This window comes from Lactobacillus xylocopicola, assembly GCF_033096005.1.
GTDB lineage: Bacteria > Bacillota > Bacilli > Lactobacillales > Lactobacillaceae > Lactobacillus > Lactobacillus xylocopicola.
Genome location: NZ_AP026803.1, coordinates 480,431 through 498,128, shown reverse-complemented (window position 1 = coordinate 498,128; position 17,698 = coordinate 480,431). Strand labels below are relative to the sequence as shown.

General features: G+C 44.7%; 18 protein-coding genes. 6 read left to right on the top strand and 12 right to left on the bottom strand.

All coding sequences use genetic code 11. From position 1 onward, the window contains the following. Positions 1-63: 63 nt before the first annotated feature. On the bottom strand, positions 64-255 hold the full coding sequence (locus tag R8389_RS02585; protein WP_425604666.1) for a hypothetical protein: 192 nt from the start codon (positions 253-255) through the stop codon (positions 64-66). 194 nt (positions 256-449) lie between these two features. On the opposite strand from R8389_RS02585, the gene R8389_RS02580 reads away from it, so the two are divergent. Then, a complete protein-coding gene (locus R8389_RS02580) occupies positions 450-2,651 on the top strand; it encodes an ATP-dependent Clp protease ATP-binding subunit (RefSeq protein ID WP_317637922.1) in 2,202 nt (733 codons plus the stop codon). Positions 2,652-2,752: 101 nt separating this feature from the next. Continuing rightward, positions 2,753-3,034, top strand: a complete 282-nt coding sequence (locus tag R8389_RS02575) for a DUF1827 family protein (RefSeq protein ID WP_317637921.1) — start codon at positions 2,753-2,755, stop codon at positions 3,032-3,034. A 37-nt stretch (positions 3,035-3,071) separates the two neighbouring features. Here the strand turns inward: R8389_RS02575 and R8389_RS02570 are convergent, their stop codons facing one another. Together R8389_RS02570 and R8389_RS02565 are read right to left on the bottom strand one after the other, a co-directional pair. Then, positions 3,072-4,643, bottom strand: coding sequence for a peptide chain release factor 3 (locus R8389_RS02570; protein ID WP_317637920.1), 1,572 nt, complete (start codon positions 4,641-4,643; stop codon positions 3,072-3,074). Continuing rightward, complete coding sequence (locus tag R8389_RS02565) at positions 4,643-5,512, bottom strand: hemolysin family protein (protein ID WP_317637919.1); 870 nt, start codon at positions 5,510-5,512, stop codon at positions 4,643-4,645. The genes R8389_RS02570 and R8389_RS02565 overlap by 1 nt, the downstream gene beginning before the upstream one ends. A 101-nt stretch (positions 5,513-5,613) precedes the next feature. Here R8389_RS02565 and R8389_RS02560 point away from each other — a divergent pair, with 101 nt between their 5' ends. After that, entirely contained in the window at positions 5,614-6,075 is a 462-nt protein-coding gene (locus R8389_RS02560; RefSeq protein WP_317637918.1) for a hypothetical protein, read from the top strand. Here the strand turns inward: R8389_RS02560 and R8389_RS02555 are convergent. Both R8389_RS02555 and recX read right to left on the bottom strand, forming a co-directional pair. Then, complete coding sequence (locus R8389_RS02555) at positions 6,072-6,557, bottom strand: hypothetical protein (RefSeq protein ID WP_317637917.1); 486 nt, start codon at positions 6,555-6,557, stop codon at positions 6,072-6,074. The two genes, R8389_RS02560 and R8389_RS02555, sit on opposite strands and share 4 nt — an antisense overlap. A 9-nt stretch (positions 6,558-6,566) precedes the next feature. Further along, positions 6,567-7,382 (bottom strand): recombination regulator RecX, encoded by an 816-nt coding sequence (gene recX, locus R8389_RS02550; protein ID WP_317637916.1) that lies wholly within the window; start codon positions 7,380-7,382, stop codon positions 6,567-6,569. A gap of 125 nt (positions 7,383-7,507) precedes the next feature. On the opposite strand from recX, the gene rlmD reads away from it, so the two are divergent. Next, on the top strand, positions 7,508-8,884 hold the full coding sequence (gene rlmD / locus R8389_RS02545; RefSeq protein WP_317637915.1) for a 23S rRNA (uracil(1939)-C(5))-methyltransferase RlmD: 1,377 nt from the start codon (positions 7,508-7,510) through the stop codon (positions 8,882-8,884). Positions 8,885-8,926: 42 nt separating this feature from the next. Here rlmD and R8389_RS02540 read toward each other — a convergent pair whose 3' ends face one another. Next, positions 8,927-9,874: an alpha/beta hydrolase gene (locus R8389_RS02540; RefSeq protein ID WP_317637914.1), complete on the bottom strand. Its 948-nt coding sequence runs from the start codon at positions 9,872-9,874 to the stop codon at positions 8,927-8,929. A gap of 69 nt (positions 9,875-9,943) precedes the next feature. On the opposite strand from R8389_RS02540, the gene R8389_RS02535 reads away from it, so the two are divergent. After that, positions 9,944-10,228, top strand: a complete 285-nt coding sequence (locus tag R8389_RS02535; RefSeq protein ID WP_317637913.1) for a hypothetical protein — start codon at positions 9,944-9,946, stop codon at positions 10,226-10,228. A 90-nt stretch (positions 10,229-10,318) separates the two neighbouring features. After that, a complete protein-coding gene (locus R8389_RS02530) occupies positions 10,319-11,083 on the top strand; it encodes a MerR family transcriptional regulator (RefSeq protein WP_317637912.1) in 765 nt (254 codons plus the stop codon). 104 nt (positions 11,084-11,187) lie between these two features. Here the strand turns inward: R8389_RS02530 and R8389_RS02525 are convergent, their stop codons facing one another. The 6 genes from R8389_RS02525 to map all read right to left on the bottom strand — a co-directional run bounded on the left by R8389_RS02525 (position 11,188) and on the right by map (position 17,578). After that, complete coding sequence (locus R8389_RS02525) at positions 11,188-12,351, bottom strand: hydroxymethylglutaryl-CoA synthase (protein ID WP_317637911.1); 1,164 nt, start codon at positions 12,349-12,351, stop codon at positions 11,188-11,190. Beyond that, positions 12,351-13,562, bottom strand: a complete 1,212-nt coding sequence (locus R8389_RS02520; RefSeq protein ID WP_317637910.1) for a hydroxymethylglutaryl-CoA reductase — start codon at positions 13,560-13,562, stop codon at positions 12,351-12,353. The genes R8389_RS02525 and R8389_RS02520 overlap by 1 nt, the downstream gene beginning before the upstream one ends. Continuing rightward, positions 13,563-14,714: a thiolase family protein gene (locus tag R8389_RS02515; RefSeq protein ID WP_317637909.1), complete on the bottom strand. Its 1,152-nt coding sequence runs from the start codon at positions 14,712-14,714 to the stop codon at positions 13,563-13,565. Between the two features lie 142 nt (positions 14,715-14,856). Further along, on the bottom strand, positions 14,857-15,759 hold the full coding sequence (gene galU, locus R8389_RS02510) for a UTP--glucose-1-phosphate uridylyltransferase GalU (protein ID WP_317637908.1): 903 nt from the start codon (positions 15,757-15,759) through the stop codon (positions 14,857-14,859). Between the two features lie 68 nt (positions 15,760-15,827). Beyond that, complete coding sequence (locus R8389_RS02505; protein ID WP_425604650.1) at positions 15,828-16,745, bottom strand: YihY/virulence factor BrkB family protein; 918 nt, start codon at positions 16,743-16,745, stop codon at positions 15,828-15,830. 5 nt (positions 16,746-16,750) lie between these two features. Next, a complete protein-coding gene (map, locus tag R8389_RS02500; protein WP_317637907.1) occupies positions 16,751-17,578 on the bottom strand; it encodes a type I methionyl aminopeptidase in 828 nt (275 codons plus the stop codon). Between the last annotated feature and the right edge of the window lie 120 nt (positions 17,579-17,698).

Below are 17,698 nucleotides of genomic sequence, written 5' to 3'. Positions count from 1 at the left end.
ATTCGAGTATTAGATTATCATTTTTTTGTGAATTAAACAACAAAAATGTAACAGTTTACATCATCAAAGTTCAGTCTTTGACTGCGAATACAGTATTTTTCCACCCCGTAAGGCCCTACCGGTTATATTCTGCCGTTTGCCAAATGTTCTTAAAGCAGCCTGGAAGGCAAAGGCCTCTTCTGGTTTGACTTCATAATGATCAAGTTCACCAGTCGCAAGCTGCTCCAGAATTATTCGGTAATCCAAATATACCACCATTTCTTTCTTACTAAAACTAACTTCTACCGGCTTTAGCAAATTTTGGTTACTTTGCTCAGCTGTATTCTATCACACCAGTGCTACTAGATGATGCTTACAAAAAATAAGTTCCAAGCTTTAGCACTTGATTATTGAGAGTGCTAATTATATAATTTAATAAACATAACTTGAAGTGAAAGGCGGTAATTTAATTGCTTTGTCAAAATTGTCAAAAGCGGCCTGCATCCATCCATCTTTTTGCTAAGGTGAATGGCCAGAGCCGTGAAATCAGCTTATGTGGACAATGTTATCAAGAATTGAAACAACAAGGAAATATCAATATGAACAACGACAACAACGGGTTCTTTGGTGACTTTAACGACCTCTTTAATAGTTTTAATAACGGAAATACTAGCAACAATCCCAATGGACCACAAATGAGCAACGGCAGTGGTAATAATGGTAATAACGCTGGGGGCGGGCGCTCACTGCTTGATCAGTTTGGAACAGACCTAACTGCTATGGCCAAAAAAGGCAAGATTGACCCAGTTATTGGCCGAGACAAGGAAATCGCTCGTGTAATCGAAATTTTAAATCGTCGAACCAAGAACAATCCGGTCCTAATTGGTGAAGCCGGTGTTGGTAAAACAGCAGTCGTTGAAGGACTCGCCCAACAAATTGTTGATGGCTCAGTGCCAGCCAAATTACAAGACAAGCGGATTATTTCACTTAATGTAGTCTCGTTAGTCCAAGGTACCGGAATTCGCGGGCAATTTGAACAACGGATGCAGCAGTTAATCAAAGAATTGCAAAGTCATGATGATATCATTTTATTTATTGATGAAATCCATGAGATTGTAGGCGCGGGCAACGCTGAAGGCGGAATGGACGCCGGTAATATCATTAAACCAGCGCTAGCTCGCGGTGATTTGCAACTAGTTGGTGCGACCACCCTGAAGGAATATCGTGAAATCGAAAAAGATTCAGCTCTAGCACGACGGTTCCAGCCAGTTGATGTGAAAGAGCCCTCAATTGCAGAAACCATGAAAATTTTAAAGGGTATCCAAAAGCGCTACGAAGGCTACCATCATGTTCACTACACCGATGACGCCATTAAGGCGGCAGCTGAATTATCTGAGCGCTACATCCAGGACCGGTTTTTACCGGATAAGGCAATTGACCTGCTCGACGAAGCAGGCTCGCGGATGAACCTAACCATTCCTTACGTCGACAAAGAAAAGATGAAAGAGCGAATTGAGGCAGCGCAACAGTTAAAGCAAGAATCACTCAAAAATGAGGATTACGAAAAAGCGGCCTATTACCGGGACCAAATTGAAAAGTATAGTGAGATGAAGGACCAAAAGGTTGATCCTGATAAATCGCCGATCATCACTGACAAAATTATGAACAAGATTGTTGAAGAAAAAACGGGTATTCCGGTTGGTGACTTGCAAAAGCAAGAAGAAAACCAATTGCAAAACCTTGCACCTAATCTGAAAGCCCATGTGATTGGTCAGAGTAAGGCAGTGGACAAGGTCGCACGGGCCATCCGGCGTAACCGGATCGGCTTCAACAAGTCAGGTAGACCGATTGGTTCCTTCCTCTTTGTTGGACCAACCGGAGTCGGTAAGACTGAACTAGCCAAACAACTAGCCCAGCAAATGTTTGGCTCAGAGAATGCCTTAATTCGCTTCGACATGTCTGAGTACATGGAATCTTACTCAGTCTCCAAGTTAATTGGCTCTGCACCAGGATACGTGGGCTACGAGGAAGCTGGACAATTAACCGAACGCGTTCGCCGCAACCCTTACAGCCTAATTTTGCTAGATGAAATTGAAAAAGCCGACCCATCTGTCATGAACCTCTTCTTACAGATTTTGGATGATGGTCGACTAACCGACTCCCAAGGACGGACGGTTTCCTTCAAGGATACAATCATTATTATGACTTCTAATGCCGGGCAAGATATCAAACAGGCCAGCGTCGGCTTTGCGTCCGAAAGCAGCAATAAGAAAGCAGATTCGGCTAGAAGTTCAATGAGTCAATTCTTTAAGCCAGAGTTTTTAAACCGCCTGGATGAAGTAATTGAATTCAACGAACTAACTAAGGATGACCTGGTTCAAATCGTTGACCTAATGCTTGAAGAGGTTAACAACATGGTCAAAACCCAGGGCCTGCAAATCACCGTAACAAGCGATGCTAAGCAGAAGCTGGTCGAAGAGGGCTACAACCCAGCAATGGGTGCACGCCCACTGCGGCGTACTATTCAAGAAGAAATCGAAGACAAGGTAGCCGATTTCAAGCTTGACCACCTAGCCGCTAAGAATCTTTTAGCCAGCGTCAAAGATGACCAAATCGTTATCAGTGAACCCGCAGCGGTTGCCTCGCCCGTTGAAAGTGAAGAACCACGCTAAGTAGAACAAATTTACGTTAAGAATGATTTATTAAAGAAAAATGTCCCCATTAGCGGTATACTAAACTATGAAAGAACTACTAAAAGAAACGGGTGAAATCCATGCATTTGATCGATGTAACCAATAGTTATAGGGAATTAGTTCACAGCCAGTTAAATACAACCAATGTCAACTACGTCAAGGTGTACTCCTTGGGTAATACCTCCGTCATTTATACTGAAAGTGACGAAGCGATTGGCATTGTACTGAAGAATCATGATCGCCGCATTCGCAAGGAGGAGACTAACTTTGTTATTGAACGGTTGATTAAAGAAAAGAATCCAGCATATGAGTTAATTGCTGATAAAAGCCAACACGTCATTGAAATTCACATTGATAAGTAAACAAAAAGACTGGCATGAAGCCAGTCTTTTTGTTTACTTATAATTTTTCAGTCAATTTCACTTCCGGATACTTGTCCTGGAAGAAGCGCTCTGCAAATTGGTTTTCAAAGAGAAAGAGCGGTTGGTCATAGCGGTCCTTAACTAGCAGGTTGCGGCTGTTTGACATCGCCGGATCAAGCTGGTCGGGATCAATCCACCGAGCTACCCGATGGCCGATGCTGGTCATCTCAACATCTGAATTGTATTCGTTCTTCATCCTGAACTTGAATACTTCAAACTGTAATTGGCCAACAGCGCCCAGAATATACTCATCGGTCTGGTAGTTACGGTAGAGCTGGATTGCACCCTCTTGAACCAACTGGTTCATCCCCTTGTGGAAAGACTTTTGCTTCATCACATTCTTAGCCGTTACCCGCACAAACAATTCTGGCGTGAATTCTGGCAGCGGCGGATAAACAATCTTGCGCTTACCCGCGTAAATACTATCGCCGATTTGAAAGTTACCCGTGTCATATAGTCCGACAATGTCTCCGGCAACGGCATCAGTTACCTGAACACGCTCGCTGGACATAAACTCAGTCGCATTGTTCAAGCGAATCGGCTTAGCGGTTCTTGCCAAAGTAACGTCAAGCCCCCGTTTAAACTCGCCACTACCAACCCTAATAAAGGCAATCCGGTCGCGGTGGTGGGGATTCATGTTTGCTTGGATTTTAAAGACAAAACCGGAAAACTCTGCATCTTCTGCACTAAGCTCTTCACCTTCATTAATCGTATGGCTAGCTGGAGCAGGTGCTAATTGGACGAAACTCTTCAAAAAAGTTTCAACCCCAAAATTAGTCAGGGCCGATCCAAAGAAGACCGGAGTTTGGTCTCCCTTGGCGATTTTGCCTTGATCAAAGCTATTACCAGCTTCCTTGATCAGCTCTATTTCACTCAAGGTGTCCTGGAATTCAGGATTTTGACTAAAAGGTTCAGTGGCTGGTAACAAGCCCGCTTGATCCAGTGGTAAAAACCGGTCTTCCCCCTCCTGGTGGTATAACTCGACCTGGTTATTAGCGAGGTCATAGAGGCCTTTGAGCGTCTGACCCGATCCAATCGGCCAGTTCATCGCTACCCCCTCAATGCCCAACAAGTCTTCTAATTCAGCAATCAAATCGAGCGGAGGCCGCCCGTCGCGATCGAGTTTATTCATAAAAGTAAAAATTGGAATACCGCGTTGCTTGACCACCTTAAAAAGTTTCTTAGTCTGCGGCTCAATACCCTTGGCCGCATCAATTACCATCACTGCCGCATCAACTGCCATCAGTGTTCGATAGGTATCTTCCGAAAAATCTTCGTGCCCCGGCGTATCGAGAATATTGATTCTCTTGCCCTGATATTCAAACTGCATTACCGAACTGGTAACAGAAATGCCACGTTGCTTTTCAATTTCCATCCAATCACTAGTGGCGTAGTGGCCGGTTTTACGGGCTTTAACCGTACCAGCACTGCGAATTACACCACCAAAAAGCAGCATTTGCTCTGTAATCGTTGTTTTCCCTGCATCGGGGTGGGAAATGATTGCAAATGTTCTGCGTTTGTTAACCTTGTCTAAAAGTCCGTCACTCATTAACTACCTTGCTCTTCTTCCTTATCTGCTGATTGAGGGATTGTCAATAAAACCGTCAGCAGTCTTGATCTAATCATTCTTCGCGTAGTCAAAACCATCCCATTGGCCAATTTAACCGATAATTTTTCACCCTTGGCCGGAATAATGCCTAATTTAGTAATCACATATCCTGCAATTGTATCAACATTCTCCATTTCGAGATTGGTCCCAAACTGCTCGTTAAAGTCATCAAGCGTCATTTTACCATAAATTACAAACTTATCTGGTGCGAGCTTTTTAACCAGTACTTCAGCACGGTCAACTTCATCATCAATATTGCCCACAATTTCTTCGATTAAATCCTCAATTGTAGCCAGCCCAACGACACCACCATACTCATCCGTTAAAACGGCTAGTTGCTGCTGCGTCTGCTGCATTTCCACCAAAAGCTCGCTAAGTTCTGTGGTTTCAGGAGCAAACAAGGGCGGATTCATCACATCATCGTAGTCCAAATGCTTAAAGCCTTTCTCCCAGGCCTTGCGCAGTACAGTTCGAATATGGATGACACCAACAATCTTATCTTTATCATGTTGGTAAACCGGGATCCGTGAGTATGGTTCGCGCAAAATCTCTTCCAGATTGCTTTGTAAGCTATCACCACAATCAACCATGAAGGCATCAATTCGGGGCACCATCACCTCTCGAACCATCCGTCCCTGGAAATCCAAAACTGCATTTAACATCGAGTATTCGCTGTCGTTAATCTGTTGGTGATCATGCAAGTCCTTAATTTCTTCAGTTAACTGCTCTTTGGTTTCTTCATCGCTTGCAGGGGAAAGTTTATTTTTGAAACGTTCTAATAAACTCCCCTTAGCAGGGTCGCTAGGCATAATTTTTGCTCTCTTTCCTTAAAAAACAACTTAAGTATCTAACATTATATCATGTACTTAACCGTTATGTTAGAATAGCAGGTAAGAAAAGAGGTTCAGTCATGAAAAAAAGTCACGTCCTGCTGGTTTTTACATTTTTATTGCTAATTCCCTATATCTGTAGCCTGACAATCATTGGTATTGGCTACGATGCCCTGGTTTTACACTCTGCTGATCTCTTCCGCACAACAGTTGGGGCAGCAGTTGGAGCGTTAATCATGTTCGCCATCAAGGCAACTATTCAGCGGCCGGTTGACTTGCTTGCAGTAGAAGTCGATGATGGCGTGCTCAAACAATTGCTGCGCTTTTTCAGCATTAGACGACGGCTCATGATTCAAGTTGCTAACTTCTTGTTGGACTTTATGCTCTGCTTTGCAGCCACCTTCGTAGTTCGGGCCTTCCTCACTTTGGACCAGATTGTTGGTCAATCTGTTGGCGTGGTCTTTTTGATTATGCTCTTGTCGACCTGTCTGGGTGCCTATGTTGAATATGACAACCTATCAATTGACCCTAAACAACACTAATTTACCTCGCTGGCATCAAGATATAACATCTGGGCCAGTTTTTTTGTAGCCAAATTTAGGTCCTGGACAATATAAGGCGTTTGGCTATCACCGGGATTCTCATATACTTGAATACCATTACTGCTAATTTTTGCTAAAAATGCTGGCAAAACTTGGTTGAGCGGCTGATTCAGACTAGCAAGCCCTGCTGCATCGCTTTCAACCAGCGCAACCTCAGCTGGTGGCAACGCAAACCGCATCAAGCCCTGCGGACATTTGACCTCATCAGACACCAAGACGCCATACCAATACATAAAGTTCTCCAAGCCAAAAACCACCATACTACTTCGCTTTGTTTCTAGGTGGTGGTCAGCTAAGAATTGCTGGAAGACTGGATCTTGTTCTAGCTCTAAATTACACCTGGTAAAGGTCTTTTGCTCGTCCATTAACTGATCGGCAAAGGGCCGGCCGATAAAGTTGGCCTTTTCTAGTAACTTCTTCATAAAATTCTCCTAATAATCTGCTAATTCAGCTAGTGGAATAACTTCACCAGCCAAGAATGAATCAATTTCTCCACTGCTAAAGCCATGTGTATAAAGGTAATTGCGCATCTTGCTCTTGCGCTCACCTTCGGGCAAACGACGAAAACGTTTATAAGCTTTTACCCCTTGCTTTTTTAAGGCTTCGAGCTGGTCAGCATCGCCTGCCTGCAAGTCCACTTCGGCAATCACCATGCTAGCCAACGGTCCAGAAAAGCCATGACTCATCAACTTGGTGCGCATTTTTCGTTCAAGCTCACGCTGAGCAATCCTTCCCACCTTACTCTTCATCGACTTGAGCACCCGCAGACCGGGCTCTAGCCACTCTTCATCCCCGATTGCAGCTAATTCTGCCTGAACAAGCTCTGGATCAACGCCCTTCAAAGTCAACTTGCGACTGACTCCTAGTGGTCCATCCGTGCCGATCCGCAGATCCTGCTTAAGTGCTAGCTCAACATACTTACGGTCATCCAAGAAGCCCATTTCACTGAGCTGGACAACTGCATTTTGGGCCGCTTGATCATCAATCTCATGCTTGCCCAAATATTGCAAAACTTCAAAAATGGTTCGCGGCTCATAACTAAGAAATTTTGAAGCTAGATTAGTTGCCCGGGCATCCGCATCAAATTGCTTGATCTCGGCAACCTTGGCGGTACTGACTGATTGTCCCTTTAAGAGCACGAACTCTGCTACGGTTTGCTCACTGGCCGAAAAAGCATACTGGTCGTCCAAAAAGATGTTATAGCGACCTGGCCGCTTTTGACTGCTAACTTTCGTAATAATTGGCATCTTGTTCCACCTTTCTATCTACTTACTTATATGCTAGCAAATTTACTTCATTCTTGCTAAAAACTTTTCCTAGGTAGTACAATAAACTGTTATCAGTTAACCATTTATTTGTAGAAAGAAAAATTATGAAAGAAAAATTCAACTCGCAAAATCTCCAAGAGAAAGACGTTATTATTACGATTAAACGGATTGGCATCAATGGCGAAGGCATTGGTTACTACCGCAAAAAAATCATCTTTATTCCCGGCGCATTGCCGGAGGAAGTTGTTGTCGCCAAAATCACCGCCGAATTCCCCCACTACCTGCAGGGTGAATTAATTCGCATCAAAGCGAAAAGTCCGCACCGGGTAGCTTTTCCGCAGGGCGTCGATCCCGCAGTGGGAGGGCTAGAACTGGCACATTTATCCTATCCGCAACAATTAGAATTCAAACGCGATAACGTGTTAGCTGCACTTAGCAAGTACCATCCCCGCGGTTTTAACAAGTATAAGGTTAAAAAAACCATCCCTGCTCCGGATCAGTGGCACTACCGCAACAAGGCGCAATATCAGATTGAACAGGATCATGGCGTAACTATACTAGGCTTATTTGCACCTAATTCGCACAAGCTATATGACCTGCCGGTGATGCCTACCCAGAGCAAAGCCACTCAAGCAACAGAACTCGCGATCAAAGACCTAGCAGCGCAACTCCGCGTCCCAATCGCCGACCCCTTCCGTCACCTTGATGGTCTCAAGACAATTGTCGTGCGCCAGGCCCAGGCCACGAAAGAAATACAGGTCACGCTCATCACAGTTGGTCACCAAATCACCAATTTACCAAATCTAGCTCAGAAAATAATGAAGCTAGCCAATGTGGTCAGCGTTTACCAAAACGAAACAGACTGGCGTAATCCGCAGGTTTGGGGCAATAAGACTGCAAAGTTGCTTGGTAAAAATCAAATCATTGATGAAATTTTGGGTAAAAAATTTGCACTATCGCCACGGGCCTTTTTTCAATTGAATCCGGTGCAAACTGCTACCCTTTATACCGAGGCACTTAAATTTTTAGACCTTAGTCCAGAAGACACCTTAATCGATGCCTATAGCGGAGTTGGTACCCTCGGGATACTTGCCGCAGACCAAGTAAAGCAGGTCATCGGCATTGAAACTATTCCAGATGCGGTGGCTGATGCTCAACATAATGTTGAACTAAACCGCATCAAAAATGCTAACTATATTCAGGGAAGTGTTGAAAAAGTTTTACCTGAATTAGTCAATAATGGTGTACCAATCGATGCCTTGATTGTTGATCCGCCTCGGACTGGCCTAGCTAAAAGCCTGATTAAGACCTTGTTCAAGGTTAAACCACGCACCTTTGTTTATATCTCCTGTAACCCTTCAACACTGGCTCAAGACCTTGTTTTACTCAGTGAAATTTACAATGTCCGTTTAATCGAAAACGTTGACATGTTACCGCAAACGCCGCGCTGCGAATGTGTGGTCAAGCTTACCTTAAGATAACAAAAAAGTTGTTGCCAATTGCAACAACTTTTTTACTATTTATTATTTAAGATACTTGGACAAGAAAGTAGCTATTCGCTTCCGATATTCCTTAGGATGGTCAGCAAAAGACTTGGCATGTTTGGAACCTGGCGCCACCCAAATTTCCTTAGGACCCTTGCTGGCTCGATAATTTTGGTAAACCATTGTCGTTGGAACGAAGTTGTCACGACTACCATGAATAAACAGCATCGGCCGGTGATTTTTTTGCAGTTGCTTAATACTAGAAGCATCCCCCATCAAGTAGCCCACCTTGAGCCGGTTGATGCCACTGAGTATTTCAACTAACGGAAAACGAGGAATCAGAGGTAGGCTGTACAGTTCTTTAGCTTCATGCTCAATTTCGTCCTTGACACTGGTGTAGCCGCAGTCTTCGATCAAGGCTTTGACCTGCTGGGGTAGGTTAAGCCCACCCACCATCATGGTCGTGGCCCCGCCCATACTCAAGCCGAAAACCACAATTTGCTGCTGGCGGCCCGTCTTCTGCAGTAAAAAGTCGATCCACTTTTTAATATCATCCTTTTCAACCCAGCCGTAGCCAATATACTTTCCTCCACTTTCACCTTGGGCCTGGGGATCGGGTGTTAGAGTATTGTACCCTAACTCGTGAAAGAGTGCATCGTATGTACCCATGTCTTCTTTTCGGTCCATGTAACCGGGTAAAATTACGGCGGTCTTGCGTGACCCAGCACTTGGAATATAGTTGGCCACGAGCTCGTACTTATGGTTAGCTGACTTAATCCGATACTTTTGCTTGGCTGTCCGTTTAAACCAACTTTTCTCGCGGTAGAGCGGATCAGACTTCTTGATGGTCTTGCTTTCAGAACTCAAGAAGCTCTTTTCACCTGGCACACAAGCAACCTGAAAAAAATAATAGCCTGCTCCAACTAGTGCTACGCCAAGAACCAGCACAACTGTAATTAGTGCAAGCCACAGCTTTTTATGTTTCAATTGGTAAAACCACCTTTTTATAATTTAGTATTAATAGTATCACATTTTAATTTCATATAGGATATAATTATGCGACTGACAGATTTTTTACAGTTAACCAATGACTTAAACAAGCAGACTACCCTCTATCTGACACTTGCTGACCGGGTCCGACCACTAACCAGCTTAAAAATTTCCAGTAGGGCCTGTGTTTTGTATCCAGGGACCAGCCCAATGACGCTAACCAAATTGACGCGACTAGTCATAAATTTGCACGACCGCAACCTCCCCCTAGCTATTCAAGGCGAAGGTGAACAAGTACCGGTATACGGTATTCAAATTAGGCCAGAAAGCAACTCTATTAGATTAACATAAAAAAGCGTTGCCAGACGCTTTTTTATTTTTTACTTGACCTTGACCTTACGACAAAGCTTATACTTTGCCCTGCAAGTGAGGAGATTAACCATGCAATATTCAATCGCAGAATTAGCCAAACTAGCTGGAGTATCAACCAGAACCTTACGATTCTACGATAAAAAGGGGCTCTTACCAGCGCGCCGCGATCCCCAAAATAATTATCGTTACTACCAAGAAGCCGAGGTAAATCAACTGCAAAAAATTTTATTTTTACGGTTATTTGACTTATCACTAACCCAAATAAAACAGGTTTTGCAAGATTCTGAAGATGTCCAGTACCAGATGCTGAAGCGTCAACGCCAAAAGATCATTACTGAGCAACAGCGGTTAGCGAATTTGCTAGTTAATTTGGATAAAACACTTGCAAGAATGAAAGGAGTCTCAAAAATGACTGATACAGAAAAATTTGCTGCCTTCAAAACTAAGGCAGTTGAACAGAACGAACTACAATACGGCCAGGAATTACGCGCCAAATACAGCGAGCAAACAATTGCAGACACTTACCGCAAATTTAAATCATTAACGGAGAACAAAATGACCCACTTAGAGGCAATTACACAGCAAATATTAACCGAACTTGAGCCGCTGGTTGGTACTAGTGACCTGGCTCAACCAGCCGCAAAACATCTTTTTGACTTGCACCAAAAATTTTTACAAATGTCATGGCCAGCAGGTAATTATTCACCTGCAGCCAACAAAAATCTAGCCGCCATGTATACTTGTGACGCCCGGTTTAAACAATATTATGAAGCAGGTACCGGTAAACAGCACGCTGCTCAGACATTAAAAGAAATCATCGACTACTATGCCTAGTTGCCACTTACTAAGCCAGCAAGCCCGACGAGCTTAACGTAAAATAAAAGCCACAATAATCATTGTGGCTTTTATTTTATGGTGCTAGTGGTCAATGGATTTTATTATTTCTGCTTATATTGGCGAACATGATCCTTGCAGCCAGCAAAGTACCAGTAGCCCTCTTCCTCATCACTAACCAGTTCCACGTTATCTTCTGGTTGGCGTAGGGCCTCATTAAACAAGTGCTCATATTCAGCCACGCTCACCTTTTGACGCCGCTGCAGCAGCGCCAGGTCTTTTTCAGGATTCAAGTGGTCAGTATAGCCAGCAACCACCTGACCGGCATAAAATTCTCCCATTGCGCCCGATCCATAGGAAAATAGGCCAACCAGATTGTCCGCTTTTAACTGGCCATTTTCCAACAGACTAAGCAAACTCAAATATAGCGAGGCGGTGTAAATATTACCAACTTCACGACTATAGACTGCAGAAGCGGTAAAACTTTGCTCCAGGCGCTGCACTATTGCCGTATCTTGCTGGTCAACTGCCAACCGATTGGCCTTATAGCCCATCTTGGTAAAGGGTAGATGATAAATCAGCGCCGCAAAGTCACTTGTCTGCTTCTGGGTCTGTCCTTGATAATCGGCAAAGGTTCGCTTGAAGAAGTCTAAGTAAACTTCAGTCGAATACTTGCCGTCAACCAAGGCTACCGGTGAGTCGTTAGGACGCCAAAAATCATTGATGTCGCTGCTGTATGCACTATGATCGGCACCAATAGTTAAGATACCAGGATTGGCCTTGATCAAAACACTAACACTGCCCGCTCCCTGGGTAACTTCACCACTTGTACCAAGGCCATAGCGCGCCAAGTCGCTCCCAATCACAATTGCGCTCCGCTGCGGGTGCAAACGCACATAATCACAGGCAATCATCATGCCAGCCGTCATGCCAAAGCAGGCCTCCTTAATTTCAAAGGTACGCACTTCAGGCGACAATTTTAGGGCACTCTTGACAAATAACGAGGCGGATTTAGACTGATCAACCCCGCTTTCAGTTCCCATAATAAGCAAATCAACCGTCTTCATATCAACCTGATTTGCATATCTGAGCGTTGCATTAATCCCCATTGACACAGCGTCCTGAGTTTGATCGGCAAGACTCATCTGACTTTGCCCAATCCCAATCAGGTACTTGTTGGGATCGTCCCCTCGAGCTTGTGCGAGTTCTGTCATATCAACATACTTATTTGGTGTATAAAAACCGATTCGATCAATTCCGACCTGCATTATTTTTCCTCTCTTATCTGTTTCAACACTGCTTCAGCAGCAGACTGCGTATAAATGCGCATATCAACCAGTTCTTTCACCAATTGCGCTCTTTCCGCCTGATTGTCTGTCAGACTGGCTGCAATATTTCGAGCCTGCAATTTCATATGTCCTGCTTGAATACCAGCAGTTGCAATTGCGTGCAAGGCAGCCAAGTTGTTGGCTAAGCCAATAGCCGCCACGACACCTGCCAATTCACTGCTAGTGATACCCTGGCCTAAGATCTGGTAATTTTCCTGGACATCTTTTCTGGCATTGATTGAGCCGCCAACCGTTCCAATTGCCAGTGGGACTACTAATTGACCGACTAACAGATCACCTTCTAGCCACCATTTACTTAAGCTACCGTACTTACCGTGGTGACTGGCCCAGACTCCGCAAGCAGCCTCGACGGCCCGGGTATCATTGCCAGTTGATAGTAACACCGCATCAATCCCGTTCATAATGCCCTTATTATTGGTAACTGCCCGGTAAGGATCATCCTGACCTAGTTGACTCAGGAGGGCAATGCGCTTGGCTGTGGCAATTCCGCCCACCGTTTTCACATTCAGGCTGACTTCTGCCTTGGTAAACTGGCTGGGGTAATTGGACAAGATAGCAAATAACTTGCTCACGACTCCGGCGTAATCTGCCAATTTCAGAGCAAGATACTCCAAGATTGCGTTAGCGCGATTAGCACCCATCGCTTCAGCTGGATCGATCAGCACTTTAAGGTAGACCAAGTCGCCCTGTTGGTGGACAGTGATGGTTCGCACGCCGCCCCCATGCCTAACTAAACTCGCAAAGTAGTCATTGGTCTGAGCAATTAGGTCTGGAAAGGCCTGCTCTAAGTCAGCGACTTTAAAATTCTCATCCACCTGTAAAATTACTTGTCCGTAAATTCCATCTCGATAAGCCACTGCCTCAACGCCGCCCCCACGAGCAAAGAGACTGGCACCGTGGTTGGCCGCAGCCACAACGGAAGTTTCTTCAGTTGCCATCGGGACTATGTAATTACGACCGTTAACCACTATTTGGGGCACTATTCCAACCGGTAACCGTAACTGCCCTACCACATTTTCACTCAAGTGGTCGAGCTCGTGCAAAATGGCCGGGTCTATTTCGTCGAGCTTGATGCCTCGTTCCGCTAGCCAAGCCCGTCTTTGCGCGGGGCTTAATTCATAGAATTTCATCTACCTAGCGTCCAACAACTCGCAGGCAATTGCTTGGCCGCCGCCGATACACAAGGTGACTAACGCCTGGTGTCCATCTCGTTGGGCCATTGCGTTAACTGCTGTCCCGACCAAGCGCGTACCCGTGGCTGCCAGCGGATGCCCCAGTGCAATCGCTCCGCCAAATATGTTCAGGCGTTCCCTTGGTATTGCTAATTCCTTGACCAAAGCCACGCTCGGGGCAGCAAAGGCCTCGTTAACTTCAATTACATCATAATCGGTAATCTGTTTACCGGTTTGCTTGAGCAATTTTTTAACCGCAAAATATGGTCCAAAACCCATGTAGGCTGGGTCTATCCCGGACTCGGCAAAAGCGCCAAGGCGTGCCAAGGGCTTTAGGCCTAACTCCTTAACCTTTGCTGCACTCGCCAGAATTACCATGCTGGCACCATCACTTAAGGGTGATGCATTACCAGCTGTCACTAGTCCGTCTTCCTTAAACACCGGCTTCAACTTGCCCAGTGCTGCTAAACTGGTATCCGCACGAATATTTTCATCCTGCTGCACTATTTTTCCCTCGTGCTTAACCGGAATAAGTTCTTGGGCAAAAGCCTGTTGTTGAACAGCTGCTACTGCCTTTTGATGTGACAGCAGGCTATATTCATCCATTTCAGCCCGCGTTATCTGGTATTTAGCGGCGACATGCTCCGCAGTCAAACCCATGTGTTGTCCTGAAAAGGCATCTCTTAAGCCGTTATCAATCATCTCACTGTGGGTGGCCGGCGCGTTTTTAGCGGCTGCATAATAAGCTGCATTAGTCATGCTCTCAGCCCCGCCAACCGCAACCAGGTCAAAGTCACCCAGCTCCATCTGGCCCTGAGCCAGACGGAGGGCCTTCAGGCTAGAACCGCAGACCTCATTAACGGTAACGCTGCTGGTGGTTGCCTTCATTCCTGCACCTAAGGCAACTTGTCTGGCCATATTTTGCCCCAGCTTCGCACTCAGCACATTACCCATAAAAAGGGCGTCAAGTTCACTAGCATCTAGTCCAATGCTTTTTAATGTTTCTGTCAAGGCCAACTCACCTAAACTAGTGGCATCTTGCTTGGCCCACAGGCCACGAAAACGGGCAAACGGAGTGCGTTTAGCCGCAACAATAAAAATATCTTTCATTAAATTTTCTCCTCGCACAAAGAGTCACATTACCAGATACATACTACCTAATTTTATTACGTCAAGGTAGTAATTATGCCGACATTAAGAAAAATTTTACCCTAAAAAAGAAGCTACATCACTGCAGCTTCTAAAATGCTAACTATTTGTTATTTTTCTCTGGTTTATCCGCCAGTCGTTTGCTCAGGGCCATAATATATTGCCGGAGGGCATCCTTGGTCTCCGGGTGCTTCAACCCATACTCAATCGAAGTTTCAAGGTAGCTCTCCTTGTTCCCAACATCGTGACGTGTACCCTCAAAAACATGGGCAAAGACGCGCTGAGTCTTGTTCATCGTATCAATTGCATCCGTCAATTGAATCTCGCCCCCCTGATCTGGCCGTTGATCATCCAGAATCGCAAAGATTTCTGGGGTCAACAGGTAACGACCAATGATTGCGTAGTCACTCGGTGCCTTGTCCACTGCCGGCTTTTCAACAAAGGACTTAACATTAATGAGGCCCGGCATAATTTCACTTTCAGGTTCGATTACCCCATACTTGGAAACCTCTTTGTGGGGTACCGGCATCACGGCAATCGTCGATGCATGAGTTTCATCATACCGATTAATCAACTGCTTAGTTAACGGCACCTTGTCCATCATCAAGTCGTCACCCAGCATTACGACAAAGGGTTCATCACCCACAAAACTGCGCCCGCGGGCAATTGCATCACCCAAGCCAGCTGGATAGGGCTGTCTCGTGTAGTAAATATTAATCCCTAAATGGGTAATATCTTGTGACATTTTCAACAGGTTAGTCTTACCCTTTTCCTGTAAGTTTTGTTCAAGTTCCGGATTGGAATCAAAATGATCCTCAATCGGTCGCTTATTTTTGCCAGTAACAATTAAAATATCTTCAATTCCTGACTTTTTAGCCTCTTCAACAATAAATTGAATTGTCGGCTTATCCACTATCGGCAACATTTCCTTGGGCATTGCCTTGGTAACGGGCATAAACCGCGTACCAAGACCAGCTGCTGGAATAATGGCTTTTCTGACTTTCATACCTCTACACTCTTTCTTATCACAATTTAATTCCTAATATACCAAATTAATTATCACTGTGCCAATTTTTATTGATGCCGCTTACTTTGAATGTATTCAGCCAGATGACCAGCAGAATACTGTACTTCGCCATATTTCAGCGACACAATTGCAGCATTGACGCAAGTCCCCATTAAAAAAAGCACAGAGGCAATATTAAGCCACAACATGAAGATAATGAAGGTTCCGATAATGCCATAGTTCTCCCAGCTAATGTGGAAGTGATGCAGATAAAAACTAAACAGCCAGGACAAAAGTAGCCAACCACACAATGTAGTTAAAACTCCTGGCCAAATAACCCGCTTTCTAAGTTTAATGTTGGGCAAAAAGTAATTCAGGTAATACAGCGCACAAATCAGTGTAATCATCACAATCGGATAACGATAGCTAAAGATATTTTCGATTTCACCAACTGAAAAAGCAAAGATCGGCCGCAAAAATTCTAACACCTGCTGCCCAAAAATAAAGGTCAAACTGAGCAAGGTAAAGAAAATAATCATCAGGTTGGTCAACATGATAGTAATCGACCGGGTCCAAACGGTCACTTGCCACTTTTGGCGTAGTTCAATGGGACGCACACCATAGATGCGGTTCATCCCAATCCGAATTGCATTAACCAAAGAAGAAACAGACCAAATTGCTAAAACAATACCAAAGGAAATATAACCAGTCGACTTACGCTTCAGTAGTGAGTTGATAATCGGCATGATGAACTGGGCAATCCGATCAGGAAAAATCAACTTGAGATAACTGGCAATTGGGGCCGTGTCAATATGAAATAAAGGCAAAACGTTACCGGTAATAATAATCAGCGGAAAAATGGAAAACAATACATAATAAGCAATTGCAATCGCACTGGTTAAGACTTCGCCCTGGGTAAACTTGAGTGAGAGCTTCATGTTAAACAAAGCAACATATCGTCTGGCCGCCGCCATTTTTTTACTCATTCACCTTAATCATCCATTTCGTCAAAATGCGGTAAATACTTTTCATAGCCGTCATACGGTTTTTGCAGGGTTAAAATCTTGGGGCCGGCCTTGGTAATCGCAAAGGTATGCTCAAATTGAGCTGACTTGGAGCCGTCCGGGGTAGCATAAAATACCCAGTCATCATTGGGATCGTCAACTGACTTTTGCTCGATGCGCCAGTCTCCGCCAGCTTCCACCATTGGTTCACAAGTAATGGTCATCCCTTCACGCAAGCGCAGACCATGGCCAGCCTTCCCCCAGTGCGGTACTTCTGGATCTTCATGGATAGTCGGTTGAATTCCATGACCGACTAATTCCTTCACGTCGCCGTAGTGATGCTCATCTTCGACAAAGTGCTGAATCGCAGCCCCAATGTCACCAATGCGGTTACCCACAACCGCCTGGTCAATCCCGAGATACATTGCCGCTTGCGTTACTTCCATTAAATCACGGTCGGCTGCAGAAATCTGACCGACTGGATAGGTCGTGCATGAATCTGTTTCAAAGCCGTTAAGGTTGCAGGTAACATCAACCTTGACCAAGTCACCTTCTTTTAAAACAGTATCGCGGCGCGGCGTGGCATGTGCAATCTGGTCATTGACCGAGATACAGGTGCCATACTGATAGCCTTCGAAGCCCTGTTCTGACAAGCGGCCCCCCCGGCTGCTAACAAAGTCCTGACAAAATTCTTCAATTGCCCAGGTGGTAATTCCTGGCTTAATCACAGCGCGCAGTCCTTCAAACATTGACGCCAAGAGGCGACCAGAAGACTGCATGCCCTTAAGTTCCCGAACGGATTTAATAGTAATCAAATTTCAACTTCTCCTCTGAAATAAATATCTTATTTACATTATAGCGTTTTTTAAAAGTTTACTAAAGCATTTCAATAGCACACGAAAATTATGTATAATGTTGTGATAAAGTGATATTAC

Excerpts from the sequence above, each read along its gene's own strand:
- R8389_RS02575 (WP_317637921.1), top strand. The coding sequence starts at position 2,753 with ATGCATTTGATCGATGTAACCAATAGTTATAGGGAATTAGTTCACAGC.
- R8389_RS02570 (WP_317637920.1), bottom strand. The coding sequence starts at position 4,643 with ATGAGTGACGGACTTTTAGACAAGGTTAACAAACGCAGAACATTTGCA.
- R8389_RS02565 (WP_317637919.1), bottom strand. The coding sequence starts at position 5,512 with ATGCCTAGCGACCCTGCTAAGGGGAGTTTATTAGAACGTTTCAAAAAT.
- R8389_RS02560 (WP_317637918.1), top strand. The coding sequence starts at position 5,614 with ATGAAAAAAAGTCACGTCCTGCTGGTTTTTACATTTTTATTGCTAATT.
- R8389_RS02555 (WP_317637917.1), bottom strand. The coding sequence starts at position 6,557 with ATGAAGAAGTTACTAGAAAAGGCCAACTTTATCGGCCGGCCCTTTGCC.
- recX (WP_317637916.1), bottom strand. The coding sequence starts at position 7,382 with ATGCCAATTATTACGAAAGTTAGCAGTCAAAAGCGGCCAGGTCGCTAT.
- rlmD (WP_317637915.1), top strand. The coding sequence starts at position 7,508 with ATGAAAGAAAAATTCAACTCGCAAAATCTCCAAGAGAAAGACGTTATT.
- R8389_RS02535 (WP_317637913.1), top strand. The coding sequence starts at position 9,944 with ATGCGACTGACAGATTTTTTACAGTTAACCAATGACTTAAACAAGCAG.
- R8389_RS02530 (WP_317637912.1), top strand. The coding sequence starts at position 10,319 with ATGCAATATTCAATCGCAGAATTAGCCAAACTAGCTGGAGTATCAACC.
- R8389_RS02525 (WP_317637911.1), bottom strand. The coding sequence starts at position 12,351 with ATGCAGGTCGGAATTGATCGAATCGGTTTTTATACACCAAATAAGTAT.
- R8389_RS02520 (WP_317637910.1), bottom strand. The coding sequence starts at position 13,562 with ATGAAATTCTATGAATTAAGCCCCGCGCAAAGACGGGCTTGGCTAGCG.
- R8389_RS02515 (WP_317637909.1), bottom strand. The coding sequence starts at position 14,714 with ATGAAAGATATTTTTATTGTTGCGGCTAAACGCACTCCGTTTGCCCGT.
- galU (WP_317637908.1), bottom strand. The coding sequence starts at position 15,759 with ATGAAAGTCAGAAAAGCCATTATTCCAGCAGCTGGTCTTGGTACGCGG.
- R8389_RS02505 (WP_425604650.1), bottom strand. The coding sequence starts at position 16,745 with ATGAGTAAAAAAATGGCGGCGGCCAGACGATATGTTGCTTTGTTTAAC.